The sequence below is a fragment of the Streptomyces sp. NPDC057939 genome, assembly GCF_042887545.1.
Taxonomy (GTDB): Bacteria; Actinomycetota; Actinomycetes; order Streptomycetales; family Streptomycetaceae; genus Streptomyces.
The window spans coordinates 90,224-115,936 of sequence record NZ_JBHVPG010000003.1 but is presented as its reverse complement, the minus strand read 5'-3'; the positions used below and the strand labels follow the sequence as shown (position 1 = coordinate 115,936).

The 25,713-nt window shown below is 68.8% G+C and carries 20 protein-coding genes and 2 pseudogenes; 8 read left to right on the top strand and 14 right to left on the bottom strand.

Features of this window, described 5'->3' with window-relative positions; all coding sequences use genetic code 11:
* Window positions 1–17 precede the first annotated feature (17 nt).
* On the bottom strand, window positions 18–848 hold the full coding sequence (locus ACFVS6_RS04875; protein ID WP_389701128.1) for a tetratricopeptide repeat protein: 831 nt from the start codon (window positions 846–848) through the stop codon (window positions 18–20).
* Between the two features lie 793 nt (window positions 849–1,641).
* On the opposite strand from ACFVS6_RS04875, the gene ACFVS6_RS04870 reads away from it, so the two are divergent.
* Window positions 1,642–2,613, top strand: coding sequence for a ribosome-inactivating family protein (locus tag ACFVS6_RS04870; RefSeq protein WP_389700674.1), 972 nt, complete (start codon window positions 1,642–1,644; stop codon window positions 2,611–2,613).
* Between the two features lie 458 nt (window positions 2,614–3,071).
* A complete protein-coding gene (locus ACFVS6_RS04865) occupies window positions 3,072–3,557 on the top strand; it encodes an RICIN domain-containing protein (protein ID WP_389700672.1) in 486 nt (161 codons plus the stop codon).
* Between the two features lie 434 nt (window positions 3,558–3,991).
* On the opposite strand, the gene ACFVS6_RS04860 is transcribed toward ACFVS6_RS04865, so the two are convergent.
* The gene (locus ACFVS6_RS04860; protein WP_389700671.1) at window positions 3,992–4,408 is read right to left on the bottom strand and encodes a hypothetical protein; all 417 of its coding nucleotides are present in this window, start codon (window positions 4,406–4,408) and stop codon (window positions 3,992–3,994) included.
* A 322-nt stretch (window positions 4,409–4,730) separates the two neighbouring features.
* Window positions 4,731–6,512, bottom strand: coding sequence for a hypothetical protein (locus tag ACFVS6_RS04855; protein WP_389700669.1), 1,782 nt, complete (start codon window positions 6,510–6,512; stop codon window positions 4,731–4,733).
* A gap of 1,016 nt (window positions 6,513–7,528) precedes the next feature.
* Here ACFVS6_RS04855 and ACFVS6_RS04850 point away from each other — a divergent pair.
* Window positions 7,529–9,208, top strand: coding sequence for a CocE/NonD family hydrolase (locus ACFVS6_RS04850; protein WP_389700668.1), 1,680 nt, complete (start codon window positions 7,529–7,531; stop codon window positions 9,206–9,208).
* Window positions 9,209–9,279: 71 nt separating this feature from the next.
* Window positions 9,280–9,630, top strand: a pseudogene (locus ACFVS6_RS04845) (SRPBCC family protein); the annotation flags it as partial.
* 152 nt (window positions 9,631–9,782) lie between these two features.
* Here the strand turns inward: ACFVS6_RS04845 and ACFVS6_RS04840 are convergent.
* The gene (locus tag ACFVS6_RS04840; RefSeq protein WP_389701126.1) at window positions 9,783–10,181 is read right to left on the bottom strand and encodes a hypothetical protein; all 399 of its coding nucleotides are present in this window, start codon (window positions 10,179–10,181) and stop codon (window positions 9,783–9,785) included.
* Window positions 10,182–10,633: 452 nt separating this feature from the next.
* Complete coding sequence (locus ACFVS6_RS04835) at window positions 10,634–11,119, bottom strand: hypothetical protein (protein ID WP_389700666.1); 486 nt, start codon at window positions 11,117–11,119, stop codon at window positions 10,634–10,636.
* Between the two features lie 398 nt (window positions 11,120–11,517).
* Here ACFVS6_RS04835 and ACFVS6_RS04830 point away from each other — a divergent pair, with 398 nt between their 5' ends.
* The gene (locus tag ACFVS6_RS04830) at window positions 11,518–12,336 is read left to right on the top strand and encodes a DUF5984 family protein (protein WP_389700664.1); all 819 of its coding nucleotides are present in this window, start codon (window positions 11,518–11,520) and stop codon (window positions 12,334–12,336) included.
* A gap of 218 nt (window positions 12,337–12,554) precedes the next feature.
* A complete protein-coding gene (locus ACFVS6_RS04825) occupies window positions 12,555–13,073 on the top strand; it encodes an ABC transporter substrate-binding protein (RefSeq protein ID WP_389700663.1) in 519 nt (172 codons plus the stop codon).
* 715 nt (window positions 13,074–13,788) lie between these two features.
* Here the strand turns inward: ACFVS6_RS04825 and ACFVS6_RS04820 are convergent.
* The 8 genes and pseudogenes from ACFVS6_RS04820 to ACFVS6_RS04785 form a co-directional block, all read right to left on the bottom strand.
* Window positions 13,789–13,959, bottom strand: a complete 171-nt coding sequence (locus ACFVS6_RS04820; protein ID WP_389700661.1) for a hypothetical protein — start codon at window positions 13,957–13,959, stop codon at window positions 13,789–13,791.
* 98 nt (window positions 13,960–14,057) lie between these two features.
* Complete coding sequence (locus tag ACFVS6_RS04815) at window positions 14,058–14,654, bottom strand: Scr1 family TA system antitoxin-like transcriptional regulator (RefSeq protein WP_389700659.1); 597 nt, start codon at window positions 14,652–14,654, stop codon at window positions 14,058–14,060.
* Window positions 14,655–14,696: 42 nt separating this feature from the next.
* Window positions 14,697–14,858: pseudogene (locus ACFVS6_RS04810) on the bottom strand (helix-turn-helix domain-containing protein); the annotation flags it as partial.
* A 449-nt stretch (window positions 14,859–15,307) separates the two neighbouring features.
* Complete coding sequence (locus tag ACFVS6_RS04805) at window positions 15,308–16,462, bottom strand: hypothetical protein (protein WP_389700657.1); 1,155 nt, start codon at window positions 16,460–16,462, stop codon at window positions 15,308–15,310.
* A gap of 449 nt (window positions 16,463–16,911) precedes the next feature.
* On the bottom strand, window positions 16,912–17,436 hold the full coding sequence (locus tag ACFVS6_RS04800) for a hypothetical protein (RefSeq protein ID WP_389700655.1): 525 nt from the start codon (window positions 17,434–17,436) through the stop codon (window positions 16,912–16,914).
* A gap of 766 nt (window positions 17,437–18,202) precedes the next feature.
* Entirely contained in the window at window positions 18,203–19,723 is a 1,521-nt protein-coding gene (locus tag ACFVS6_RS04795; protein ID WP_389700653.1) for a hypothetical protein, read from the bottom strand.
* A 1,007-nt stretch (window positions 19,724–20,730) separates the two neighbouring features.
* A complete protein-coding gene (locus tag ACFVS6_RS04790) occupies window positions 20,731–21,615 on the bottom strand; it encodes a hypothetical protein (RefSeq protein ID WP_389700652.1) in 885 nt (294 codons plus the stop codon).
* A 242-nt stretch (window positions 21,616–21,857) separates the two neighbouring features.
* Window positions 21,858–22,730 (bottom strand): hypothetical protein, encoded by an 873-nt coding sequence (locus ACFVS6_RS04785; protein WP_389700651.1) that lies wholly within the window; start codon window positions 22,728–22,730, stop codon window positions 21,858–21,860.
* 207 nt (window positions 22,731–22,937) lie between these two features.
* Between ACFVS6_RS04785 and ACFVS6_RS04780 the strand changes: the two genes are divergently transcribed.
* A protein-coding gene (locus ACFVS6_RS04780; protein ID WP_389700649.1) for an IS5 family transposase occupies window positions 22,938–23,785 on the top strand; the annotation gives its coding sequence in 2 pieces (ribosomal slippage) (window positions 22,938–23,274 and window positions 23,274–23,785; 849 coding nt in all).
* A gap of 119 nt (window positions 23,786–23,904) precedes the next feature.
* Entirely contained in the window at window positions 23,905–24,861 is a 957-nt protein-coding gene (locus tag ACFVS6_RS04775; RefSeq protein WP_389700648.1) for an IS481 family transposase, read from the top strand.
* Here the strand turns inward: ACFVS6_RS04775 and ACFVS6_RS04770 are convergent.
* Entirely contained in the window at window positions 24,858–25,598 is a 741-nt protein-coding gene (locus ACFVS6_RS04770; protein WP_389700646.1) for a beta-glucanase, read from the bottom strand. The genes ACFVS6_RS04775 and ACFVS6_RS04770 overlap by 4 nt on opposite strands.
* Window positions 25,599–25,713 lie beyond the last annotated feature (115 nt).

The window sequence follows — 25,713 nt, the reverse complement described above, 5'->3', positions numbered from 1 at the left end:
CGCCGTGACCCGCCTGCTCAAGCCCCGTTGATACGGTCGAGGAGTGCCTTGGCCTTGCAGGTGCGATGGTGGTCCGGGCCGAAGACCGCCAGGCAGACGTCGTACGCGGCCGCGGCCCGCGGTTGGGCCTCGGCACCACGGCCAAGCCCGAAAAGAGCAGTCGCCGCGGCCAGATCGATCGTGCCGGTCGCCGGCCGGTAATCCCCCTCGGACAAACTGCGACGCATTTCCTCGGCGCGCTGCACCTCGGCCAGGGCCTCCGCATGGCGGCCCTGGCCACTGAGGCTACCGGCCAGAGCAATCCGCAGGACCAACCTGAGCAGGTCGGGTTCGAAATGGGTGGCAAGCACCAGACGCACCAGTACCTCGGCCTCCACATGGCGGCCCAGAGCAGCGAGGGCGTTGACCTGCCCGTTACGGGCGCCCGCCGCTATGAACTGCATATCCGGCCCCGTGCCACGGTCCGCGAGCTGCGCGACAGCCGCGCACTCCGCCTCGCATTCGCCGTACCGGCCGAGAGCAGCCAGTTCCTGCGCGCGGTCCGAGCGCACCTTCAGGGTGTACCGGTCCTCGGAGCCATAGTCCCTGACGAAGGCCGGCAACAGCTCGTCGAACATGGCGACGGCATCGGCATGACGGCCTTGGGCGCCCACCGCGACCGCGGCGATGCCCATCGCGAGCGGCCCGTAGTGCGCGTGGCGCGGCCGGAACGGGCCCGCGGCCACGGAGCGTGCCTCAGCCTCGGCCTCGGCGTAGCGCCCCGACCGGTACAGGACCGCGGTTTGAGCGAAAGGGGTCCCTGCCATCGGACCTGCATCGTTCCGGCGACGCCAACGAAAGAGCCTCATGCCCGGAGCATACGAACAGCGCTCACCGGCGTCGGCGCGGCCCCCTGGTAGTGCTTTGCTACTGAGGTTCGCAGAGGCGCGGAGATGGAGTCCGGCAAGGTAGCTCTTGGGAGTTCTGCCGTAGCGGATGGCGATACCTCGCCAGGGACGAGTCCGGTCTTCGGCCAGGACCCGCAGCCGTTCCAGAGACGGGCCGCGGGCGGTGAAGGTGGGAAGGCCGCGGGGCGGAGCGAGCGTGTGGGACGCGGTGTGTCCCGGGACGGGTTCGGCCCGGCGCCTGCCGCCCGGCGCACCGGCGCATCGGCGAGCGGGGCGGAGGCGGTCCAGGATCGGGAGCCGCTCCAACTCCCTGGTGTAGTAGGTGTCCAGGAACAGCTCGTTCGCCCGGGCTTGCGCGGTGCGGTGCTGCGGCCCACGGGAGCGTCCGCGTTCCATGTACGAGAGCGCCCGCACGCTCACCCCCGCGGCGTGCGCCGGCTCCTCCTGCTTGAGCCCGGCACTCCTGCGCAGTCCGTGCAGCGGAGTGTCGAAGCCGCCGGTGGCCGGTGTACCGGTCCCCGTACTTGGATGCCCCTGAACAACAGGACCCGCCGGACCCGCAACCCCACCCGCAGAAGTGCGCGGCACCCTACTTTTGCAGGCGAATTTTCCTGTTACGCCTGACTTCCGTGGGGTTGGCTGTAGGAGCGGGCGGGGAACCGGAGTACCGGCGTCCCCGAAGCCGCCACTCTCACTCTCGTGGAGCCCTCGCCTCGGCGAGTGGCCCGCGCCGATCACCTCAGGGACGCCACCGATGAATCCGATCTGCGCCATACGCCGTGCGGGCAAACGCCTGGGCACTGTGTTCCTGGCCTTCCTGGCCACCTGCACCCTGGTGACCGTGGGCGCCACCCCAGCCCATGCGGAGACCTCCCGGCGGTACACCGTGGTCGACTGGCACGTTCACGGATTGGACACCGGCAACGGTGGCGCCATGGGCGCCGACCGTACGGTCCGGTACAGGGACTTCATCGCGCAACTCCGTGCCGCCTCCGGCCACCGGATGGCCGGGGCCAACGGCGACGACATGCGTGACACGCCGACGCGGACGAACACGAACCGCGTCATCGAGGTCCGTGTCTGGACCAACGAGGACGGCGGAGCGCCGAGGTCCCACCTGAAGCTGTACTTCAGTGTGGACAACCTGTACCTCCTCGGCTTCACCAGCCGTGGTCAGCACTGGATGTTCGAGCAGGACCCGAACTCCGCCTTCCCGTTGGCGAGCGAGGTCCAGTTCGGCCAGGAGCTTCAGCATCTGCCGCTCTTCCAGAGCCTCGGGTACAGGGGGAACTACGACAGCTTGGACCCCAACGGGCATCGCCGCGACTACAGCTACACCGCCGCGAACATGCACATGACCATGCAGTTCCTGAACAACTTCACCGCGGCGGATCGCCATGGCGCACGCAGCGAGTTGGCCTATCTCATCGGTGCCACCTCCGAAGCCGCCCGTTTCGGCTGGATCGAACACCGCATCGCCGCCGCCCTCAACAGGGGATACGACGACACCGACCCGAACCGCCCGAGCCACCTCGGCAACTTCGGGGTCGGTCTGCAGACCCAGTGGTCGGCCCTGTCCCGCGTCGCCCACCGAACCGTGAACGGCGGAACCACCGCTCCTGTGAACATCGACGGACGCACGTACGACAACTTCACGCAGATCCGCCTCGGAACCGGCGGCGTGCCGCGGCTCACTCCCTTCCTCGCGCTCCACGGCAGCCGCTGACCACGGAACCGGTTGCGGATGACATCCGCCGGCGGCGGGCACGGCCGCCCGGACCTGCCCCCGGAATCCTCCGCCCAGGACCTGTTGTTCGGATCATCCCTGGGTCGAGCGTGGTCCGGCACGCGCATCCGCGGCGTTGTCATCGCTTGCCGACGCCCCGCGGCGTCGCTCTCCTCCGCCTTGCGGCACCAGACCTCGCTCGGGCCAGGCCGAGAGACACCGGCGCCACAGCCGCCCTGATCCGAACGATTTCCTACCGATGCCGTCGACGTGTTCGACCGCGACAGGGCTCCACACGCCACCGGTTGACGACAGACCTACGAACACATCACAGCGCTACGACCCCCGGGCTCACCCCGCGGTCCGCGCACAGCCTCGCCGGACCATCCCGGCGAGGCCCCGGACTCCCGCCCCGGCGGGCAGTGCATTCTCAAGTGGAGGTAACAGTGAAGATCTCGGTGAAGAAGACTGGCACGCTCGGCGCCCTGTTCGCCGCAGCCTGCATGACCGTCGTGACCATGCAGACCCCGGCGGCTGCCCAGAGCATGACCAGTGGGCTCACCAACTGGCAGACGTCCTGGTGTCTCGACGGCGACACCACCGGATCCGTCTACACCAAGAAGAACAGCAACGGCTGCGGCACGAGCAACCCCTACCAGCGCTGGGTCTTCCACTCCACCGGCAACGGAACGATGCTGCAGAGCAGCAAGACCCACCTCTGCCTCGCAGGCGGGGGAGCAGGAAGCGACCGCGTGACGGCCAAAGCCTGCAACTCGCAGGACCCCCAGCAGTGGTGGGATCAGCACTACGTGATGCAGGACGTGTTCACACTGATCAACCATCAGAACAAGCGCGCCCTGGATTCCAACATGAAGGGCGACGTCTACACCAGCAACTTCTCGGACTCCAACCCCTACATGAAGTGGTACATACCGTACTCATAAGACTGAACCCAGTCCAGGCTCCGCCGCCCGACTGAACACCGCGTACGAGCGGGGCCGCTGAATTCCTTCGGCTGGCGAGCTGGAGTTCACCGCGGGCCTGGTGCGGAGGCCGTGGACGGAGCAACGATCCGTACCGCCCTGCGCGAGGTCGGCAACAGCGTGCGGATCGGCCGCCTGGGCCGGCTCCTGGACGGCGACGCGATCACCGTGCTGTGTCATGTGAGCGCGGATGATCCCGCGCTGGGCACGCACCGCGCCACCTGGTCGACGTTCTGGCCGCCGAGGCGGAGCCGTCGCCGTGGCCGCCTGACTCGCGGGCGCGGCGTGATCCGCAGGGCCAAGCCCCTCGCCCGGAACGCGCTGACCAGTGTCGAAGACTCTGTCTCGGGACCGGGGACCGGGGGCCGGCGGATGGTCAGGAGTCGATGTCGCGGTCAGTCCTGGTCGGTCGCCGTCGGGGCGGGGGTCCTGCTGCTCAGGTAGGGCATGGCCTTGCTCGCGATTTCGGACTTCAGCCGCAGGGTGCCGTCGTCGGCGAGGACCAGTAGGGCGCGGGCATCGGGCGCGCCCAGGGCGAACCGGCCGGTCTCGTTCTGGGAGATGTGGGCGAACCAGACTTCGGTCACGTCGAGTCGGGCTGCATCGAGCCAGGTCTTGAGTTCCTGCCAGTCGACCATGGGGAAGTGGGCCTCGAAGCCGGTGATGCAACCGCCCATTCCCTTGCGCGGGCCTTCCCAGGTCGGCTCGAAGTAGGGGACGACGAGGAGCTCCTCCCCGTTCTCCCCGGCGTCGCGGGCCGCTTCCTCGAAGCCGGAGTCGTGTTCGCTGAGAAACCATTCACGCTGGGACACCGAGGGGGCCTCTCGATCGTGGTCATGTTGGGCAGGCCCTCTTGATCCTCCCGCTGCCGTGCCGGCCGGTCAACGCGGGAGGGATGAGCCGCGGCGGCCGACGCGCACAGCGGCTGACGCATCCAGCGGCCGACGGGCGAACGAACACGGTCGGCGAACCTGTGGCCCCGGCACGTTGCCGGTGTCGGAGCCGTCGGTGTTCCCAGGTGGAGGTGGCCTGCCGGTCGGCGATGTCGGAGCGGGGCAGTGTTCGGCAAAGCGTGCGTGGCCCGTGCCCCCGGTGGTCGGGGTCGCGGGCCACGCATGGTGATGCAGTCAGGGCCTACTTCCCGACGACGACCGTTACGGATTCCCAGCCGGTTTCCACCGAGGAGTACCGGTGCGGGTCGTCGTGGCTGTAGGGGAAGTGGTAGCCGCCGTTCTTCTTCACGTTGCACAGGGTCAGGTCGTATGTGCCGGGAGGCACCTCCCACGTCACCTCGATGGTGACGTTGCCGTTCGAGATGTCCCGGGTGAAGTGATAGTCGGAGATCAGGCGGTGCGGGCTGGAGGCCTGCGCGATTTTGATCTTCCCCGAGACGTGGCCGCTGTCGCCCCACGCGGTCCCGGCGAAGTTCAGTGCCCACGCGTCCACGTACCAGGTCGCCTTCACATGGAACACGTTGCGCTCCGCATTGTGGAACACCTGTGCCTGGAGCGTGTGGTTCAGCTTGCTGTAGCCGTCGAAGCCCTTCGCGACCATGCCTTCTCGCCGCGCTTTGCGGTGCGCGAGTTCCGGACCGACCGGTGCCGGGGGCGGCGGCGGGGGCGGCGTCCACAGGCCGGGCCCGGTGTATGCCAGCAGCAGACGGCCCTGCGTCGGGTCACCGGGCTCCTTGTGGACGACGGGGGTCGGCGGTCGGCTGGAGGTCACCGGAAGGACGAACTCACCCGACCACGACGTCCCGTCGTAGACCTGGTACCCGATACGGCCGACCGTCCGGGTGTAGGTCTCCGGGACGTCCTTGCCCTTCAGGGCGTCGTCGAGGATCTTCCAGGCCCGGTCGCTGTGGCTCTCGCGCAACGGTTCGGCCAGGTGGCTGGCGATCTGCCTCAGGACCTGAGGCTCGTCCTTGGCCGCGACGATGTCGGACAGACGCGGCGAGATCAGCCCGAACAGGTGCTGGCGGATCTGGAAGTGGAGGCCGCCCTTGGAACGGATCAGTTCGTCGACGGCGTCCTCGGAACGGATGGTCTCTTCGGTGATCACGTTGTAGAAGGTGTAGAGCTTGCCGTCGTACTCCACCGTGCTGGGAGCGGACTGGGCCGTCCCGGTGGCCGGGCTGTCGGAAGCCTTCGCCCAGGCGCCATCGGTGTTGATCCAATGCTTGAGGTGATCGCCCTCGGTGTAGACCAGATGGAGGGCGTTCTTGTACGACACCAGCGACAGCCGTGACGACGGCGACTCCGCCGGGCCGTTCGAGGTGACCTCCTCATCGGTGGTCCACGCGCCCGGGAACGGCACCGGAGTGGAGGTGATGCCGTCCTTGACCGTCGCGTACCGCAGGCCGTAGACGCCCTCGCTCCACACGATGTGGATCTCACCGGCGTGGACGGCGACACCCGGCACCACAGGGCTCGACAGGGGTACCGTCTCCGTGGTGCCCTCGCCCTTGGGCCGCTGGACGGCCCGGACCGTCCACTTGCCCGCGGGGGACAGGACCGCTTCGTTGACCTGTCCGTCGCTCACCGCCTTGAGGAAGGCGTGCAGATGGCCCTGGTGGGAGACGAGAGCCGGCGGACGCACGCTCTTCACCCCGGGTACCGCGCCCAGGTCGGTCCACCCCGGCCGGCCCGGCGTGAAGTACCGCACGACCGCGACCTGCTCGTTGCCGCCGGTGAGGATCAGGTACACCCTGCCGCCGTGCTCGACCAGACGCGGCGGGTATCCGATCTCCGTCCGCAGGAGATCCTGCGGAGACCAGCCCACGGGCCCGGACTCCGGCTTGTCCGTGGAGAAGTCCTGCGGCGCGGAGCCGTCCGGCTTCTTCCCCTCGTCGGCGCGGGAAATGAACGAGGTCTGCCAGACTCCCCGGCGTTCCACCTGGTATTTCTGCTCAGCCATGTGCGAAGGCTCCCCAAGCATCGGCGTAGGTACGAGCGGAAGGCGCACGGTGTGTGTCCGTCCGCGCGCACAACGTTACGTAGCTGCGGCGTTGTTGATCAGTCCAGAACGAGCCACCGAGGGAGCAACCGGGTGAAGTCTTGGCCTTGAAACCCCTTGTGAGCACCCGCGCAAATCACGCAAACCGAAGGACCCCGACAAGGTCCATCACCTCAGGAAGCGCCCGACTACTCCCCCTTCCGCGACCGCTGCCCCGACCGCGGCTTGGCGGGGCGCCGCTGTTCCTCCTCGGCGAGGGGTCGGCACTCGGACACCGACCGGATCGACCAAGAGCTTCTGGACGTGGACGCTTGCGACCTCCCCGAGACCCAACCCCGCGCCCCGCGAAGGCCGGGGCGGTGAGCCGGCCGTGGTTTTCCCGAACAGCGGTCGGGAAGCGGGGGCACCGGCCGCACGCACGGCTGTTGGGCAATGACTCCCCAGCGGTGAGGGTCACGGTCGTGCCCGGAGGCCGTTGATGGCAAGGGTGCTGGGTCCGAACATCGTGGCCCCAGGGGGTCTGGATGTCGTCCGTCCGCCACGGCCGGCGAGGCGGCGCGGGTAGTGGCGGGGGGCGGTGTGGGTGGGAGCCGGACGGCGCCGAACTGTGCGATCTCCCTCTTGACACGCGGCTCTGCCGCTTGGCCACGTGACCCGATACCTGGTGGAACGTCAGGTCTCTGTCGGATGGCCATCCTGTTTCAGGCCGTTGGTGACGGGCGCTGGGCGAAGGGTGCATGGCGAAGTGAGCGAAGTCGCCACAGAAACGTGGGCGAGGGCTGTTGCTCGTTCCATCCAGACCGGTGCGATCCGGGCTTGGTGGCCTTACGGGCGGGATCGGTTCTCTCCGAGGTTTCAACAGCCGCCTGTCACTCGTTCGAGTGGCAGGTCCGGTTTGCTTGTCGGAGGTGATCACACCGGAACGATCATGTTTGTGACACCTCATCAGAAGCACTGCCACGGAAGGTGGAACATCCATGCCGGTCAACGGATCCCCCGATAGCCCGTTCGCTCTCAGCCCCGACGATGTCGCCAAGCTGGAGGCGATTCGCGAGGCACTGCTCGACCCGTCGCCGCGTCGGATCGGCAGGCTCGACCAGTGGGGTCTTGCCGACACCTACGAGGTGCAGGCGGAGATCGCCGAGTACCGGGAGTTCCAGATCGCCATGGCGGACGGAACCCGGATCGATGCCGGGCTGAGTACGCCGCGCAACCTCGCGCCGGGGCAGACCTGTCCCGCCATCGTCATGCCCGCCCCGTTAAGCGACTTCGGCCGGCTGGCCTACTTCGGCACGATCCCGCGCTGGACGCAGGGCGGCTACGCCGTCCTGACCTACAGCCAGCGTGGTCTGGCCGGCTCCGAGGGCGAGATCCAGGTCGCGGGCCCCCAGGATGTCGCCGACGGAGTCGAGATCCTCAACTTCCTCACAGGGCAGGAAGGCATCGATGCGGACCGGATCGGATGCTTCGGCGCCTCCTACGGTGCGGGTACCAGCCTGCTGTTGGCGGCGCGGGACCCGCGGGTCAAGGCCGTGGCGGGCGCCAGCGCGTGGAGTGACCTGTTCACCTCGTTGTTCGAGAACGGCACCCGGCACATCAAGGCCTTCGAGGCACTCGTGGGCCTGTTCCACGAGGAGCGCTGCTCGCAGGAGTTCCAGGCGATCATCAGGAAGATCCGCGCCAACGTCATCGACGATGAGGTCACGAAGTTCGCCAAGCTCCGCTCGCCGATGGAGCAGCTGAAGGCATACAACGACCGTGAGCTGCCGATCCTGCTGACCACTTCCTGGCACGAAACGATCTTCTCCGTGCCGGCTGTCGTCGACCTCTTCACCAAGCTGCAAGGCCCCAAGTCGTTGCTGGTACAGATCGGCGACCACGGCAACAGCGAACTTCCCGGCCTGCTCGGAGGCATCTCCAAGCCCACCGAGATGACCTACCGCTGGATGGACCACCACCTCGGCGGCACCGCCGGCGACGGCGCCCAGCCGCAGTTCGGCATCCGCTCGGAATACATGCACAACCTGCTGTCCGATCTCACCCACAACGACTGGGCGGACTACGCCCTCCCCACGCAGCGCTTCCACCTCGGCGCCGTGCCCGACGGCAAGCAGGATGCGCCGTTGGCGCAGGGCCAGCCGCAGGCGGGCTGGACCCGCTCCGTCCAGGCCGCCGGCCCGGACACCGGGATCGTCGTCGCGCCCAAGCTCGTCCAGACCGGCCTGGCCGAGCGCGTGGGACTCCCGCACGTCTACAAGACCGCCGACATCAAGCGCGACGTCGCCGCCGTCTGGACCACCGCGCCGCTGGAGCGACCGATGCGCGTCCAGGGCGACCTGGAGGCCCGACTCACCGTGAGGCCGCAGACGAAGAACTCGACCTTCACCGCCTACCTGCTGGACTGCGACCCGGCGACCGGCCGGGCCGCGATCATCACCCACGCCCCCTACACCCTGACCGACCAGCAGGCCGCCACGGTGACCTTCCGCCTGCAGCCCGCCCACTACGTCCTGGCCAAGGGCCGCCAGTTGCAACTCATTGTCGACAGCTACGACCCGTTCTTCGCGGACGAGAACACCATCCCCGCCGCCCTTGAGATCACCTCCCCCAAGGGCAACGAGTCCTACATCGACATCCCCTTCGCCACCCTGCCGTAACACCCACCCGCCCCGCCGGGAACCCGCGCCCACCACCAGGTCCGGTCCGCGACACACGCTGACCGGGCCTGGGTGTGGAGCGGATCGATCAGCTCACGCCCACGCTGACGCACTGGGTCACGAAGTTCGGTGGGGTGGATCGTGAGTTCGACGCCCGGATCACCCAGCAGATCCCCGACGAGCGGGTCGCCTGGACCGCGGTGGACGGTGAGGTGAAGCAGGCCGGTGTGGTCACCTTCCACCACCTCGACGACAACAGGTCCAAGGTGATGCTGCAGCTCGACTTTGACCCCGAGGGCTTCACCGAGAACCCGGGCGACAAGCTCGGGTTCGTGCAGCGGCAGATCACCGGTGACCTGAAGCGGTTCAAGGAGTACATCGAGGAGCGCGGTCGCGAGACGGGTTCCTGGTGCGGCGAGGTCCGAGACCTTCGGTCTTCCTACCCGCGCCACGGTGGCCGGGATCCCGGCGGTGGTGTCCGGTCGCCGCCGGGGACCGCGGCACGCGGTACTGGTGACCAACGCTCCGGACCCAGGACGGTGACGACGGCGGGGGTCGGGGGCCGAGGAGGCACTCAGCCGGCCGGTACGACCAGTGCCGCCTCGCGGGCGAGGTCCCGGGCCTGGTGGGCGCGTTCTTCGATGAGCCGACGGAACCCGGGGAGTGCATACCGCTCGCCGGTGGCCGCACCGCGCCCGCGGATTCCGGCGGTGTCGGCCATGAACTGCTGCGGTTGGGGTTGCCAGCCCACGACCAGGACCCGAAGCCCCCAGCCCTCCGCCCGGCGGTGCAGGTCCAGCAGGTGCAGCAGTCCTTCACGGCCCATCAGGACCATTGCGTGCAGATCCACCATGAGGACCCGCTCGTAGCCGGTGACCTGCTCCAGTACCTGCCCCAGCACCGGGCCGCCGTCCGCGTCGAGTTGCCCGCCGACGATGGCCCAGAGGGTGTGGTCTCGGTGCTGGACGTCCACAGTGATCAAGGCGTGCCTCCCGTTCCCCGGGACGGCAGGTGCCTTCCGGGGCCATCATCTTTGCGTGACGGCCGACCCGGCGTGTCCGTGACCCGCTGGAACCAGGCGCTTCGTGTTGACGGTGGCCGCAGGCACTGGTCGACGGCGAGGCCCCAGCGGTGCTCAGCGATCCGGCGGAGTGGCTGCCCTCGGACGGTTCCTCCCACTGCACATATGCCTCGACCTGGGTCGGCACGAAGCTGCGCTGGGCCTTGGCCGTCGACGAGAAGGAGCGCCATGCCCTCCTCGGGCCCGCCGAGGAGGGCCCCACCACCACCGTCATCCACGAGGCCGCCCCGCAGAAGCGTTGCGCGGATGGTTGCCGGGCGAGTTCGGGGAGGCCCCGGGATTGGGGGACGCGGGTGACTGCGCGTCCCCACGACCGGAGGCCGGGTTGCTGTGGTGGGAGATGGTCAGTACGCGCCGACGTACTGGACGACGGTGCGGCTCAGGGCCTTGGCGGGAACCTGGCCGGTCTTGCCCTCGTAGACGAACGAGCCCCCGGTGATGGTCGAGTACCACTCCTCGGACGGGTAGGTCTCGGGCGTCTTCATCACCTCGGACAGGTCGACGGTGTTGGCGTCCTTGTCGGTGCCGAAGCGAATGTGGAGTGTGCACCAGGTCTCGGTGGAGACGAAGGCCGTGTCCTCGCAGCGTCGGTAGGCGTCCCCGACGACGACGGGGCTCTCTCCTCGAATGTCGTGGACGACGCCGTGTCCCGTGTAGTTCGTCCCGGTGAGATCGCTGAACGTGATCGTCATCGCATAGAGGTCGGGCCCGGGGGCAGGCCGTGCCGGCTGCTGGGCGGCGACCGGCGCGCTGAAGGCGCAGCCGGCGCCGAGCGCGATGGCCGCGGCGGCCACCCCGAGGGTCTTGCGGGACGGAGCGAAACGCTTCATCTGGTCCTACCGATCCTGTCGCGTTGCGTCCGAACCGCGTGGTCCGGACGGCGCCACATGATCATGCGCCTGAGCTCGTTGTCGTCTCGCTCGGGGGCACCGCCCGCGGGGCCCCGGCCGGACGGCCATGCCGAGCCTGCGGGCGCAGAAACGGTTCGCAGCGGCCGCTCCCACCCCCCGGTCGGCGGATTGTGGCCATCGCCTGATCGGCCCCCGTAGTTCACCCCGGTGGCAGGGGCGCACAACCGGCACAACAAGCCCGAGCCGCCGGCGCCCGACCCCCTCTCCGGCCCGTCCAACGGCCCGAGCCACCCGGCAGCGTCACTGATGACGTCCTGCACGTCGCCTACGAAGACCACCGCCTCACCTCCGAGGAACGGAATTGGGACACTGGGCCGGTGATCCACACCGACTCCGCGATTCGCTTCCGCTTCGGACTGACCCCGCTGGAGGAGGTCGAGCCGTGGGGTGCCGGGCGCGTACTGCACTGGTTCGGGCTGACCGCCGGCTGGTACTGCATCGACGTCGGCGGTCACGAGGTGCTGCGCTACTCCGAGCGCACGGTCCGGGAACTCCGCAACGACGGCGACGGCGACCTCGACGACAGAGTGCACCCGTACGTCGACCACTACGTCGTCCGCCTGTGGGAGGACGTGATCGCGCTCGTTTCGGGGGCTATGGAACCGGTGCCCCACGACCTGGTGGAGGTCGCGGCCGACATGGCGCCACGCCGGACGTGGATCGACACCCCGGAGGCCGACGCCGCGCTGACCTGGCACGGTGAGGGCTACCTGTACACCGACTACCTGCGCGTCGCCCCGACCATCCGCCTCTGGCGCACCGTGGTCGGTGACGAGGACACCGTGACCGTCGCTTGGGAGCACCGGGCGGACCTGGAGGGCGTGATCGAGTTCGCGAGTCCGCAGGCGGGCCGGGTGACCGTGCCGACGAGCGAGTTCCTGGGGGCGGTGGCCGAACTGGACCGATCGCTGCTCGCCGCCATGGACGGACGCATCAGCGAACTGGAGAAGTCCGGACCGCCGCCCGGGGTTCGAGGAGGGGTGGACGTGGAGCAGTTGCGCCGGGAGCAGCGGGATCGGGCGACCTGGCTGCCGCGTGCGCGGGATCGCGAGCCGGGCACGGACTGGGACGCCGTACGGACCGGTACGCGCACGCTCCTGGCCGCCGGGCCCGAGGCCCGGGACGGCACGGAGTAGAGGGGCCGGGTCGGTCGGCGACGGGGAACCTGTCCCGGGCCCTGTGCTGCGCCAGGGCCCGTTCGAGCTGCTTCAGCGTGGCCGACCGGGTGCCGTGGAAGGCGGTGCCCGGCTCGTCCGCACCGCTCCCGACGGCATCGAGGACCTGGAGGCGCCCTTCCAACCGTCAACGAAGGACCCGTTGCAGTACTAGGTTCTGGAGTGTGACAACCGATCCCGTGGCTTTCGTATCCGCTCTCGTCGCCGACGTCCTGAGCGCGGACGCGGACGCGCGCGCCGCGGTGCTGGAGCCCGCGCTGAGGGGCAAGTACGCCGCTGCCTTCGCGATGGGACGCAGGGAGGCCCGCGCCCTCAGCGCGGCGGATCGCGAGCGCTACCTCTGCGCCTTCGCCCCGTACTGGACCGCCAAGGTCGCCGCGGTCTTCCTCGACATCGGACCGGTCGCCCCCACAACCGCTTCCGCGGACAAGGCCACGGCGCACCGGGTGAGCGCGACCGCCGCCCGGTCCCCCGGGAGTCCCTCCTGCACGCCGGCCGTGACCTACCGGCTCAAGTCGGACGCCGACGGCACGTACCTGCGACTCACCGACCTGGATGTTGAAGGAGCCTCGGTGCTGGGCACGGAGAAGGAGCTGATCCAGCGCATGCTGCGGAGCGACGGCTTCGAGGCGGTGCTGGCCTTCCTGGAAGCCGGGAGCCGATACGAAAGCGGAGCGCCTGTAGCGAAGAGTGAGTAGCGGCGTCCCGCCAGCCATAGTCCGTGGGGTGCGGGGAGGGGAAAGTCTCCCAGGGTGTCCGGGTTCAGGCGAGGCGCAGGGTGATCGCGATGGTTTGCCGTGGGGGTGGACTTCGATGTGGGTGTGTTCGGAGAGGTTGTGGACGAGGGGCCATCCGAACCCTCCGGGTTGCTCGACGCCGTAGCTGCGGTGGTGCGGTGGTGCGGTGGTGCGGTGGGTTCGGGTTGGCGTCGCCGACGGACAGGTGGAGGGTGCCGTCGGTGATTTTGGTGTGGAAGGTGGTGAGGCCGCCGCCGTGTCGGATCGCGTTGGTCACCAACTCGGAGGTGACCAGGAGGGCGTCGGCGGTGGTGACACTGTCGAGGTCGATCCCCGCACCGTGTAGGAGGTCGGTGACGTGGGCTCGTGCGGAGGCGGCGTTGGTCGGCAGGGTGCCGCCGCGGTGCTCGTTCGGGGGAACGGCCCGCTGCTGGAAGCGGTGTTCGGCGCTCGACGTCCCGTATCAGCGCCTTGACTTCCCGGCCGGACTTGAGACGCACCCACAGATGGGCCATGGTCGCGTCGACACCGCCCCAACCGGAGCCGATCTGGGCGATGACCCCGGTGAACTCGGCCGGCCGCTCCCGCCCGCGGTCCTGGCGTTCCACGTGGGTGGTGCCGGTGACGTGGTCCCCGACCTTGAAGGGCGCGTGGTTCTGCCGGGTGCGCAGCGGGCTCATGTCGTGCCGGGGCGGTAGGGCAGGGTGACATCGAACTCCGGGCACTGGGCGAGGAACCGCTCCAGGCCCGTGTCGGCACGATCCAGCATCGACGGGGAGGGGACACCGTGGGCGGGCTGCTCGCACGCCCCAAGGGTGTGGGCGGGCGGGTGTGGGGGTGCGCTCATTCGGGGCCCCCGGGGCTGCGGAGCCGGTTGTCCCGGCCTCAACGACGCTAGGGAGTTCCGGCCGGGGACCTCAACGATTTTGCGGGTTTTGCGGACGACTACCGCTGTGTCGTACGGATGCGTTCGATCCGGGTGCGGGCCGCCCGGCCGTAGAGGGCGACGGTCGACAGCTGTGCGAAGGCCCGCTCGTACACGGCGATCTCGCCGGGCGCGGTGATGCTCACGCGGGCCGACAGCAGCTCGATGCCGACCTGGGCGGTGTCGTAGAGGGTGAAGGACTCCATGGACCACAGCGGCCGGGTGGCTCCGGACGGGACGATGCCCAACGACACCTGCGGCAGGGCGAACACCTCCAGCAGGCGGTCGAGCTGGGCGGCGGTGGTCTCCTTGTCCGCGACCCCGGGCAGCAGCACGGACTCCTCCAGGAGGAACGCGAAGGTGCGGCCGAGTTTGGTCAGGACGCGGGAGCGGGCCAGGCGGGCGGGTGCGGCGGAATCGGCGTCGGTGTCGGGGGCGGCGTGGAAGGCGCCGTAGGCGGCGATGACGGCAGCGGCGTACCCGTGGGTCTGGAGGAGGCCGGGTACGACGTGCGAGCAGTAGACGCGGAAGGCCCGGGTACGGTCGATCAGGGGCACGATCTCGTTCTGCAGGCGGGTCAACCCGGCCCGGTTGAGCCGTTTCCACTCCACGTACATGGAGTTCGCGCTCCGGGCGGCGGCGATGAGGTCCGCCTCCTGGTCATCGGCCCCGCACGCCGCGCACCAGGCGCGGATGTCGGCATCGGACGGCGCGGCCCTGCCGTGCTCGATCCGCGAGGTTTTCGCACTGTTCCAACCACATTGGACGGAGAGGTCCCTGCCGGCCAGGCCCGCGTCCAGGCGTAGGTGCCGCAGCCGCAGGGCGAGCGCGGCACGGGCTTCCTGAGCACCGGTCAGGGGGCGAGGACATTGGGCGGGCCGTCAGGTCAGGACTTGCAGTCGGCCAGTGGCACGGCTCGATCCCACACCGCGCCGAACGCGGTGCGCACAGCGCGGCCGTGGCGGGGTCGTCACACATCTCCCCGCCCACCGGGGCGCCGTTCCCGGAGAAGTGGTTCCGGCAACGGCTGGATGTGGGCAAGCCGTCACGAACGGGCGACAAGCCGTGAGCTTGGACATGCCTGCAGGGCAGGGAAATCTGCGTCCGGGCACGGGCGGCCGAGCTGGAGGGAGGACAACTCCTGGTGACCATGGGGGAGAAGGACATGTCCTATTTCGTGCGTACCTGACTCTGATCCCCGCCCAGCGCCTGCCACGCATGGACCGTCTCACCGTCATGGCGAGTCACACCGTCATGGCGAGTCACACCGTCATTCTGACGGCGACTCACCCACCTCGGGGGTCCCGGCGGCGAGCGCTGCGGTGCGCTGGCGTTCCATCACGTCCGCCGGGGTGATCATGTACGCCTTACCCGCGATCGACTTCTCGAACCCGGCGCGGGTCAGTCGCCACACCCCGCAGGCCTCCCGGCCGGTGACGCCGATGGAGTTCTGCACCCGGGGATTGAACAGGTCGAGGTGGTGGAGGGTCAGGCCCGGATCCACCGACTGCGCGGTGCGGGCGGAGCCCTCCTGCCCGTGATTGGCGAGGACGCTGATCACGTGCGCCACGTGGAGGGCGGGCAGCCGGCCCTGGGGGGCGTCGGGGTGCCGGAAGATGTGCTGCGAGATGTACGAATCGGCCTCCGGCCGGACCTCGAAGGGCGTGTCGACGAGGGTCCCGAGGAGGTCGAGGACGGATCCGCCGCCGACGACGGCGCCGCCGAGGGCGTGCCGAACCCGGTCGACGGCGCGGTCCTCGTCCTCGAACGCCTCGTACTCGGCCCGCGCCAGATCGACCGCGTGCTTCTGGTACCCGTCCGGGATCCATTCCGGCACGTCGTTGGCCTCGTCGACCGGGCGGGGTGTGACGCCGGCCATGTCCTCCGGGGCGTGCGCGTCGAGGCGGATCAGCGCGCGGCCGGGCAGGCGGGTGTACAGCGGGCTGTCGGGGACCAGGATCTGCGTGACGTTCAGCCACAGGCGCAGGTCCGGGCCTTCGTCGCCGGCCAGGCGCCAGATCGCCTCCAGAACCTCGTCGTCGTCCTCCGCGACGCGGACGGGAGCGCCGAAGCGCTGCGCGACGGCGTCAACGTGCTCCCGCCACGCGGTACGCGCGAGGGCGAGGACCTTCGGGTTCTCCTCGGCGTTCTCCGCCTCGATCACGCAGGGCACGTAGCGCGCCATCCGCACCGGGTTGAGGAAGTCGCTGCCCCGCCCGTACAGCTCGAAGGGCGTGTCGGATCGGCTGTGCAGGGTGATGACGGAGTCGATCTCGAGCCGGGTGAAGTACTTGACCTCGTCCATCCATCCGGCGAGGTCGCCCTCCCGTACCGGGGGCCCGGACCACAGCGCGGGGTTCGCCAGACCTATGAAGGTGGCCGCGTCCCGAACCTGCCCCGGTATGTCCTGCCAGGCAAATCGCACGATTCTTCCCCCGTTGAACGATGATCAGTTGATCATCTTAGGGGCGCTTTTGGCCACGACCGCCATGCTTCCCGAAAACGCCTGTGTGTCCGTCCTGGGAGTCAACACCGAGGCCCAGGCCGCCGGTCCCGCCCCGGACGACGGTGTACTGCTCGTTCTGTCGAACGAGCAGTGCACCAACCGTTTCGGGCAAGAGGCCGGCGCGGACGGCGGAAGCGTTCCTGCCTGCAGATCTGCTCACACTGGTCCACGGTCACCACAACGGGTGCACGGCCGCCGCGATCAGCTCGCCCACCCCGCGGTCACCGAGGTAGTGCTGGGCCTGAAGGCGGCGGAGGCTCTTGGGGCCACGAAGGCGGCCGGCCCGCTACGAGTACCTGAGCTGAGCGCGGCCTTCCGCGTTTGGGGGCCTGGGGGCCGCAGGTCGTCGGCCTGGCGGCGGCCACCGGTCACCACAAGGAGGGGTAGGGGTCGTCCTCGGGGGCGTAGGACGAAGGTTTCGGGCGGGGCCTGGCCGATGGTGGTGCGCTGCCCTCGATGGTGAACGTGAACTCGTAGGGCGGCAAGGGGGCCTTGAGGTACTCGTGGCCGATGGTCCAGGTGGTCGTCGCGTCTTCTCCCAGGCGCACGATGTACTCTCCGTCGTCGAGCTCGGTGTAGGCGAAGAACCCCACGCCGTCGTCCAGGTGGATCCGGCTACCCCCCTGATCGAAGGAAACGAATCGGCGAGGCCTGCCCGGCGTGAGGATCTCGACTCCCGTAGCGAGTCCGGCCTGGCCCTGGAAGATGCGCGGTGCTTCGATCCGGCGTACACCGTCACTCTGATAGTAGGTCAGGCGTTGCAGGTTCAACCGGAGCACTTTGCGCCCCCAGTCCTTTGTGGCGATGCGCACGCCCATCCGCGTCCGTGATATGCGCTGCCCGTCCTCTGAGGTCCGCTCCGCCCAGTCCGTCCAATCCATGTCCTCTGTCACGGTCATATCTCCCTTCCAGACAGGTATTCAGCTCATCGCGGCCACTCTAGATGCCTTCGCCCCGGCGCTGGGTGGGAGCCGATGCGCACCGTAGTCGCCGCCTGGCAGTCCGGGCCGCGGCCGGCCGGTCCGACGACCTGATGGACGAGGTCGACGTGGAGGGCGTCCGCGCTGTCCTGGTGGTGCGGGACGCGTTCGCGGCGGCGGAGCGGCCGGCGCGCTTGGGGCTTCGTTGCCGGTGCGCCGGCCGGGGGTGATGGCGCGGAGGACCGGGGACCTGGTGGCGGCCGGGCCTCCTGGTCCGCCTCGGCGGGGACGGCGAGACGCCGTACGCCCACCATTCCCGACCCGGGGGCAACCTGAGAGGCTCAGGTTGACGTCAGATGCCGTCGCGGCGCCACCCTGCCCCGCCCGAACCCCACCCGAAGTGTTGGTCTGACGAACCAGCGCCAGCACCGCGACCACGAACCCTCCAGCAGCCAGACCCGCACCCACGAGACTGGCCACCTTGTCACCCGTATCAAGATCAAACACAAGCACCACGACCAACAAGCCCACCACCAGCAACGCGCTCACCACGACCGTGCCCCACACCACCCTGCGCGCCGTACCCGCCACCCCGCACCGCCGCTTCACCCACCGCGACCGACCCCTTCCGAAGGCTAAACGGCTCACCGAGAACACGTTGGCGCATCGTCAGATATCTCAGGGCGCAGGCAATGCCGCCTCCGCGGGCCCGTGCGCGTTTCATGGCCGAGCGGGGGCGCTACGTGGGCGTCGTCTCTCGGCGTCGGTTGCCGTCGGGTGGGGTGGTGGCGCCGTTCAGACAGCGGTCGAGGAGTGCGTGCATGCGAGGGATGGGGAGGGACGGGTTGGCCGCGGCGCCCTCTGCGGTGCGGGGGTCGGCGAGGAGGGCCTCCAGATTCTGAGGTGTCAGGCTCGGGTTGGCGGCGGCTGCTCGGCGCACCGACTCGTCGGGATCGTCCACAGGTGGCGCCGGCAGGGTGTGATCGGCCGCTGCGAGGGCGCGCACCTCGGGATCCGGGTGGTCGATGAGGTCGGTCAGGCCGACTCGAGGGAACGCGGGCAGGGTCAGCAGGTGCGGTCGGTGGGCCTGGCGGGTGACGAACACGTCCAGGAGGAGGCGTGGCGGAGCCAGGGGCTGGTGGCAGGCCAGCAGGATCCGCACCTCCTCGTCGTCGTCCTGTGCCAGCGCGTCGACGAGCATCGCGGGCAGTCCGGGCCAGCTCGCCGCAACCCGGCGCAGTTCCGGTTGCTCGGACGCCGCGCAGGCGGCGATCCAGTCGGGCGAGGGTTCGGTGTCCGGCTCGGTGATCGGGCAGACGCAGTCCGGGCCGTGTCCGATGACGCGCTGGATCGCCCGGTATTCGGCCCAGGTGCGGGGGAAGGGGTGGAGGCGTGCGCGCATCCGTACGTCCTCGTCCGGATCCTCCCTGAGCTCGGCGACGAGGTCGGGGCCCAGGTCGGGCCTGGCGGCGACCATCTCGCGGACCTTTGCTTCGGTGTGGCGGGCGAGCCGTGCGACGGCGTCGGCCGGGGTGTGTGGGTTCCAGGTCAGGGGGTGCACCGTGCCTTCGGCGAAGCACTGCTCGACGAGCGCGGGGGACAGGGCGCACGTGCCGAGCACGAACGACTTGCTGTGCGAGCCGATCGACGGCAGTTTGGCCTCCACCGCTTCCGGGTCCAGCTCCCAACTCTCCTGCGCCGCTTCCCGTACCGCGGGGTCGGAGTCGTCGAGCAGGGCCTGGCGCTGCGCGGGAGTGAGTGACTGCCACCTCCAAGTGGCTCGTACACGGAGTTCTGGGTGCTCGTGCCCGGCCATGGAGCGGTAGAAGGACAGAGGGATCTGCCGGGAGAATGCGAGCTCCTGGGTGATCTCGTGCTCGGTGAGCATGCCGTCCTCGCCCCCGTCCTGAGCGGTCAGAAGAGTGACGAGGATGTCGTCCGGCAGCGGTCTGATCCATCGCGGTCGGGGCCAGCGGGGGCCGCCGGCGAGCCGTGCGCGGACGATCCCCGACGGGTCCGTTGCCAAGCGGGCAAGTCGTGCGGGGTCGACAAGTTGGTTGCCTGCGAGCCGCGCTCGGATCCCCATGGACGGGTGGCGCAGGGCCGCGTCGATGACGGCGTCGGGCAGGTCGCGGCCCTCGCACATCAGCCGGCCGGCCTCACCGGCTGCCAGATCGACCAGGCGTATCAGTACGTCGGAGGGCGCCGCCGGATTGAAGGCGATGCCGCGCAGCCACAGTTCATGGAGAGAATCGGACACCGCGTCATCCTGCCATCTTGTCGTGACCGGACCGTTCTACGTGGCGAACAGGTAGTGCCTTCCACGCCAAGCAACTGAATGTTGCTGAAACTCGGTTCTGGCACAGATCTTGGGCTCTGTCGCAAGTTTGGGGGTAGTTGGGAAGCTATCCGATGTGATGGGTGGGGTTCAGGTCGGGGATCTTCTTCTGCCGGGTGTCGCGGTGGAGGTCGACCAGGTGGTGCTGACGGATGTGGAGGTCCGGGTCGCCGTGCGGTCAGGGGCCGTGTGGGCTGCGTGTCCCGGATGCGGGCGGAGATCTTCGAGAGTGCTACTACGAGCGGACTCTTGCGGATCGTCCGGTCGCCGGCCGACGTGTGCGGATCGAGCTGCGGGCGCGTCGGCTCGCGTGCGGGAACGGGCAATCTGACCGTCGGACGTCCGCCGAACAGGTCTACGCCGAAGGCGCCAAGGAGGCCTTTGCCACCTGGCAGACCGAGGGCGCGCTCCAGCGGCAGATGCCCCTGCCCGGCGGCGGCTTGGGCCCGCGCTTGGTCGACTTGCACCTCTTGGCAGCGGTGGGCGGGCTTCGATCTGGTTATGGTCGATGCGGACATTGCCGGCTGTGTGCACACCTGGCTGGGCAACAGTGGCACTCTTGATGAGTGGCGTTACAGGATTCTGCGATGGCGTGGATCTCAACTCGTGCAGATTCCGACTGTTTTGGGGCCGGGTGACAGTCCGACCTATTGGGCCAGAATCTTTCAGATGGCTGAGCTCGTGGCATTGACGGATCCTAGGCCGAAGAATTCCTATCCGGTCGAACCGTGAAGACCCGTAGACCCTTCCGCGACGAGCTGAGGCGGCCGCAACCACTGTTCCCTGGCTACCCGCGGAGCGGGCTGGGCCTGAGGCGAGGCGGAAGGGTTCCGGAGCGGGGGAGTGAAGGGGAGACCCACTGCGGGGCGAAGGTCTAAACCCCGTGAAACGGGGTCACTCCGGCCTGCTTTTGGTGAGTGGGTTGTGGTTCAGAGTGTGATGCGTGTCCACGTGTCGCCGCTGCGGAGCCAGAGGATTCCGTCTCGGCCTTTGACGCAGGATCTGCTCATGGGTTCGGGGAGGGTCAGTTTCTCCTGTGTGGTGATGACCCAGGTGTTGTCGATGAGTTCTGCGTGGTGCAGTTCGATGCCGGGCCGGTTGTGGAAGCTGTGGGTGAGGATCATCCGGTTGCCTTGGACGGTGAGTCCGTCGATGTCCCGGATTGGGATTTTCCAGCTGGTTTCCTCTTCGGTGGTGGGATTGACCCGTGTGAGGAAGGCGCCTTCGTGGCTGTACCAGGCGAGCCAGGCCAACGTTCCCTCCGTGGTGCCTGCCAGGGGGCCGAGAGGCAGTTCTGGTAGGTGCTGCGGAGTCCATGTGTGGTCGCCGTCGGTGTTCCAGCGTGCGAGGCCGGCGCGGGACGCGGGGTGGTCGCCGTAGATGCCTTGGTCGCCATAGGCGGTCCAGATACCTCCGTCACGGTCGCCGACGACGTATTCGACGCATTCGCCGAGGGATATGTGGTTTATCGGGTAGCCGCCGGGCGAGTACACGACGAAGCTCTCCTGAGAGTCGCGGAGTAGGAGCCGGGACCACGAGAGGAAAGTCAGGCCGCCGGTCGATTTCTTGATGCCGCGCAGGGTTGTGCGGTGTTCCGTCCCGTCTTTGACCACGATGAGCAGGCGGTCGCACGTGGTGGCTACGCGCCAGCCGATCCAGCCTTTGACGTAAGGGGAACGATGCAGGTTTTGCTCCTGGACCAGGATTACTCCGAGTGCGCCGTCCGGTCCGATGTCCCACCACAGTGCTCGCCATCCGGCTTGGGCATCCTTGGAGGAGAGGCTCCATACGGTGGACAGTTGGCGAGTGGTCATGGGCATGCACCTCAGGGACTCCGGGCCCCGACGGCACCCGAAGAGAGCGACGTTACCCGGGCGGGTCAGCGGCGCCAACCTCGGGAGCTTCGCACGAGAGGAACCCGCCCGGACGATGTGAGTGGTCAGCGCGAGCCGCCCGCGGGGTGGGCCGGTCCAGGAGGCGAAGCCGGAAGGACCCAGGGTGGGGGAGCGGTCCGGGCCTCCAAACGGGCCGAAGGCCCGGACCCCGTGAAACGGGATCACCTCAGCCCGCGTAGCGGGCCGTTCGGGCGAAGCCCGAACCAGTCCGAAGCGAAGCGCAGGCCTTCGGCCCGAAGGGCCGGCCCGGCCCCTCGTTCGACCCCTTGGATGTCGGCCCCGCGTCGTTGAGAGCGCCTCCCGGGCATGTCTCTCCTAAGCACGCGTGGCGTGGGAACCCGCCTCCGGTGGATCATGGTTGGTTCCGGGTGCTTGATGATGGGGTTAGGCACCCGTGGTGGCTGCTGGTTTTGTGGTTGGGGTGTGTTGTGGGGGATTGGATCGAGCTGTGGGTGCGGAAGACCGCGTTCTGGTGGCTGGTGGTTGCCGTCTGTGGGTTTTCGGTGCTTGAGGATGGGTGGGTGCCGTTCCGGGTTTTCTCGGCTCTCGTCGGCGTCTGTGCTGTCGTGGAGGTTGCTCGAACCACGTTGAAGGTGGTGCGTGATTCGCGGCCGGCGAAGGAGCGTCTGGAGCAGCACATCGAGGAGTCGCCTGCTCCGTAGCCGGTCGCCCTCGGCGTGGGCGGATTGTTCGGCACCCGGACGGTGGTGTTCTTCGTTGCCGCGGCGCAGCCTGGGGTGATGCGGATCTTTGATGCCGTCGGTGGTCCAGTCCCGGATGCGGAACAGGCCGGGGCGGGGCACCGATTCGGGGAGGGTGCGGGAGGTGGAGGGGCCGTCCCACAGTTTGCCGCCCCCGGTGCAGGCCTCGGCGCAGACCACGCGCAGCCAGTGCGGGCCGGCGGCCGAGGAAAGGGTTCGGCCCTGGTACCCCCACACCCGGTGGCCGGTGGCGCGCAGGCCGAACCGGTCGGCGGCGTGCCGCTGGGCGGCCAGCATCCGGTCGACGACGGCGGGTGCGGGGGCGTCGAACATGGCGGTTCCTACCTCGGCTGGGAGACGGCGGCCGCGTCCTTGGATACCAGCTAGGTCGCGAGTGCCGCGACCTGTTCGACGGTGAGGCCAAAGCGCTCGGCCAGGACCCCGAAGGGTGAAGGGCAGCAGTAGACGCGGACCCGATCAGCACCGGGCTCCGGGCTTAGGGGGTGTCTTCAAAGGGTCCTGAGGGGGCATCATGTCGGCATGGTGCGTCGTCATGAGCTCACGGATGCCGAGTGGGAAGTGCTGTCGCAAGCGTTATCAGGGCGGCCCCGGTTGGATGATCGGGTGGTGTTGAACGGCATTGTGTGGAAGCTGCGGACAGGCACGGCTTGGCGTGACGTGCCTGCGAGATACGGGCCCTGGCAGACCCTCTACACGCGTTTCCGCAGGTGGGCCCTGGATGGAACGTTCACGAGAATGTTGGCGGCGGTCCAGGTGGAGGCCGATACGGCCGGTGACATCGACTGGCTGGTGTCGGTCGACTCCACCGTCGCCCGGGCCCATCAACATGCCGCCGGCGCCCGTAAAAAGGGGCAGGGGCGGGGGACGAAGTACACGATCACGCCCTCGGACGGTCCAGAGGCGGACTGACGACCAAAATCCACCTGGTCTGCGACGGACGCGGCCGGCCCCTCGGCTTCGTCCTCACGGGCGGCAACGCGGCCGACTGCACCCACTTCGAGCAGGTGATGGACGCGATCAAGGTCATCCGACTCGGACCCGGCAGGCCTCGGACCCGCCCGGACCACATCCTGGGCGACAAGGGCTACAGCTCCCGCAAGATACGCGCCTACCTGCGCAAACGCGGGATCGGACACACCATCCCCGAACGCCGCGACCAGCGCGCCAACCGACGACGCAAAGGCCGAACCGGCGGCCGCCCCTGCGGTTTCGACAAGCAGCTCTACAAGAAGCGCAACGTCGTCGAGCGCTGCTTCAACCGCTTGAAACAGTGGCGCGGCATCGCCACTCGCTACGACAAAACCCGCGAGTCATACGAAGCCGCGGTCACCATCGCCTCCCTGTTCCTCTGGCTCAACCCTCTTTGACGACACCCCCTAGGTGTATTGATCACGAGCGTTGTTGACACTCGGCGGGTCTTGAACATGGCGAAGACCTCCGGTGTGGTGGGAGCTGTCTAGGAACCCATTGCGCAACGGAGGTCTTCGTGTCCCACCGTAATGCCCGGCTGACCGTCCTCGGAAGGCAACTGCTGGTCGAACGTGTCCGCTCGGGCCGGCCGGTCGCCCACGTGGCCGCCGAGATGGGCATATCGCGGGCCACCGCCCACAAATGGATGCGCCGGTGGCGGGCAGAAGGCGAGGCCGGGCTCCACGACCGCTCCAGCCGGCCCCGCACCACTCCGCACCGAACCCCCGCCGCCGTCGAGGCCAAGGTCTGTGACCTGCGGCGGGCACGCAAGCTCGGCCCCGCCCGGATCGGCCCGATCCGGGGCCTGCCCGCCTCGACCGTCCACCGGATCCTGACCCGCCACGGCCTGCACCGCCTCGCCTGGATCGACCGCCCCACCGGCACCGTGATCCGCCGCTACGAACGCGACCACCCGGGCGAACTCATCCACGTGGACGTGAAGAAACTCGGCCGGATCCCCGACGGCGGCGGCCACAAGGTTCTGGGCCGCCAGGCCGGCCGGGCCACCCGCAGCCGGATGGGCTTCGACTACATCCACTCCGCGGTCGACGACCACTCCCGCCTCGCCTACAGCGAGATCCACGACAACGAGAAAGTCGCGACCTGCGCGGGCTTCCTGGCCCGCGCGGCCGCGTTCTTCCACACCCAGGGCATCACCCGCATCGAACGAGTCCTCACGGACAACGCGTGGGCCTACCGCAAGGGCCTGGCCTGGAAGAACGTCCTGGGCGACCTCGGCGCCACCGGCAAACTCACCCGCGCCTACCGGCCCCAGACCAACGGCAAGGTCGAACGCTTCAACCGAACCCTGCTCGACGAGTGGGCCTACCTGCGGCCCTACACCTCGAATGATGAACGGACAGCGGCGCTGACAGACTTCCTCCACACCTACAACCATCACCGCTGCCACACCGCACTCGACGGCAACCCACCCATCAGCCGTGTGAACAACCCTGCGGGTCAATACACCTAGCGCCGGTACACCCTCAGCTGGGAGACCTCGTACGACATCTCGGTGGCCGAGGGATCGGGTGCCGGGTGGTACCTGCCGGCGCACACCGACAGGTTGACGATCAGGTACGCGCGCCAGGTGCGGCCCACCCCCCTGCCGTCGCTGAAGACGCGTGCGCCGTTGACCCACCAGATGACCGAGTTGCGACCGAACTCGACCTTCAGGTCCACCCAGCCGCCGGGCCGCACGGACGGGTCGCGGTGGTACCGGTGGCCCTCCCGGACGTGGTTGGAGAGCTCCAGCAGATCAGGGTTGTCGGGGTGGTACTCGAAGACGTCGATCTCCTGGCCGCCGTCCCGCCAGGTCCAGATCGCGGGCCACGCCCCCCGCTCGACGGGCAGTTTCACGCGGGCTTCCAACACGTCGCCCGTGCGCACCATGAAGCCCTCGTCGCTGCCCTCGGTGGTGAGCAGGCCGCTGTCCCAGTTCCCGTCGGGGCGCAGGGTCGCCCGGAAGACGCCGGTGCGGCTGTAGGACGGGTCGGCCGTCAGGTGGTCGAGCTTGTTGTCGCGCGGGTTGACGGGGCCGCCGCCGGGATACGCCCACGAGCGTCCGGCGATCCATTGGGTGGGGGAGGCGAAGTCGGCGGTGAAGGCGGGGGCGCGACGCGGCGCGAGGACCGCCGCTGCGCCGCCGCCCCCCTTGGGAGTGAGGCGGCGCGTGAGGCGCCGCAGCCATCCGGGTGTGTCCGTGTCCATGGACCAGTTCTGCCCACGGCGAGTGGAATCCATCCTCCGTTTCTCACGGAAAGTGATGGCGTGAACGCTTTGGGCTACCACTCCGGTGGGATCGTTGTCCGGCGCGGGGAGGTGC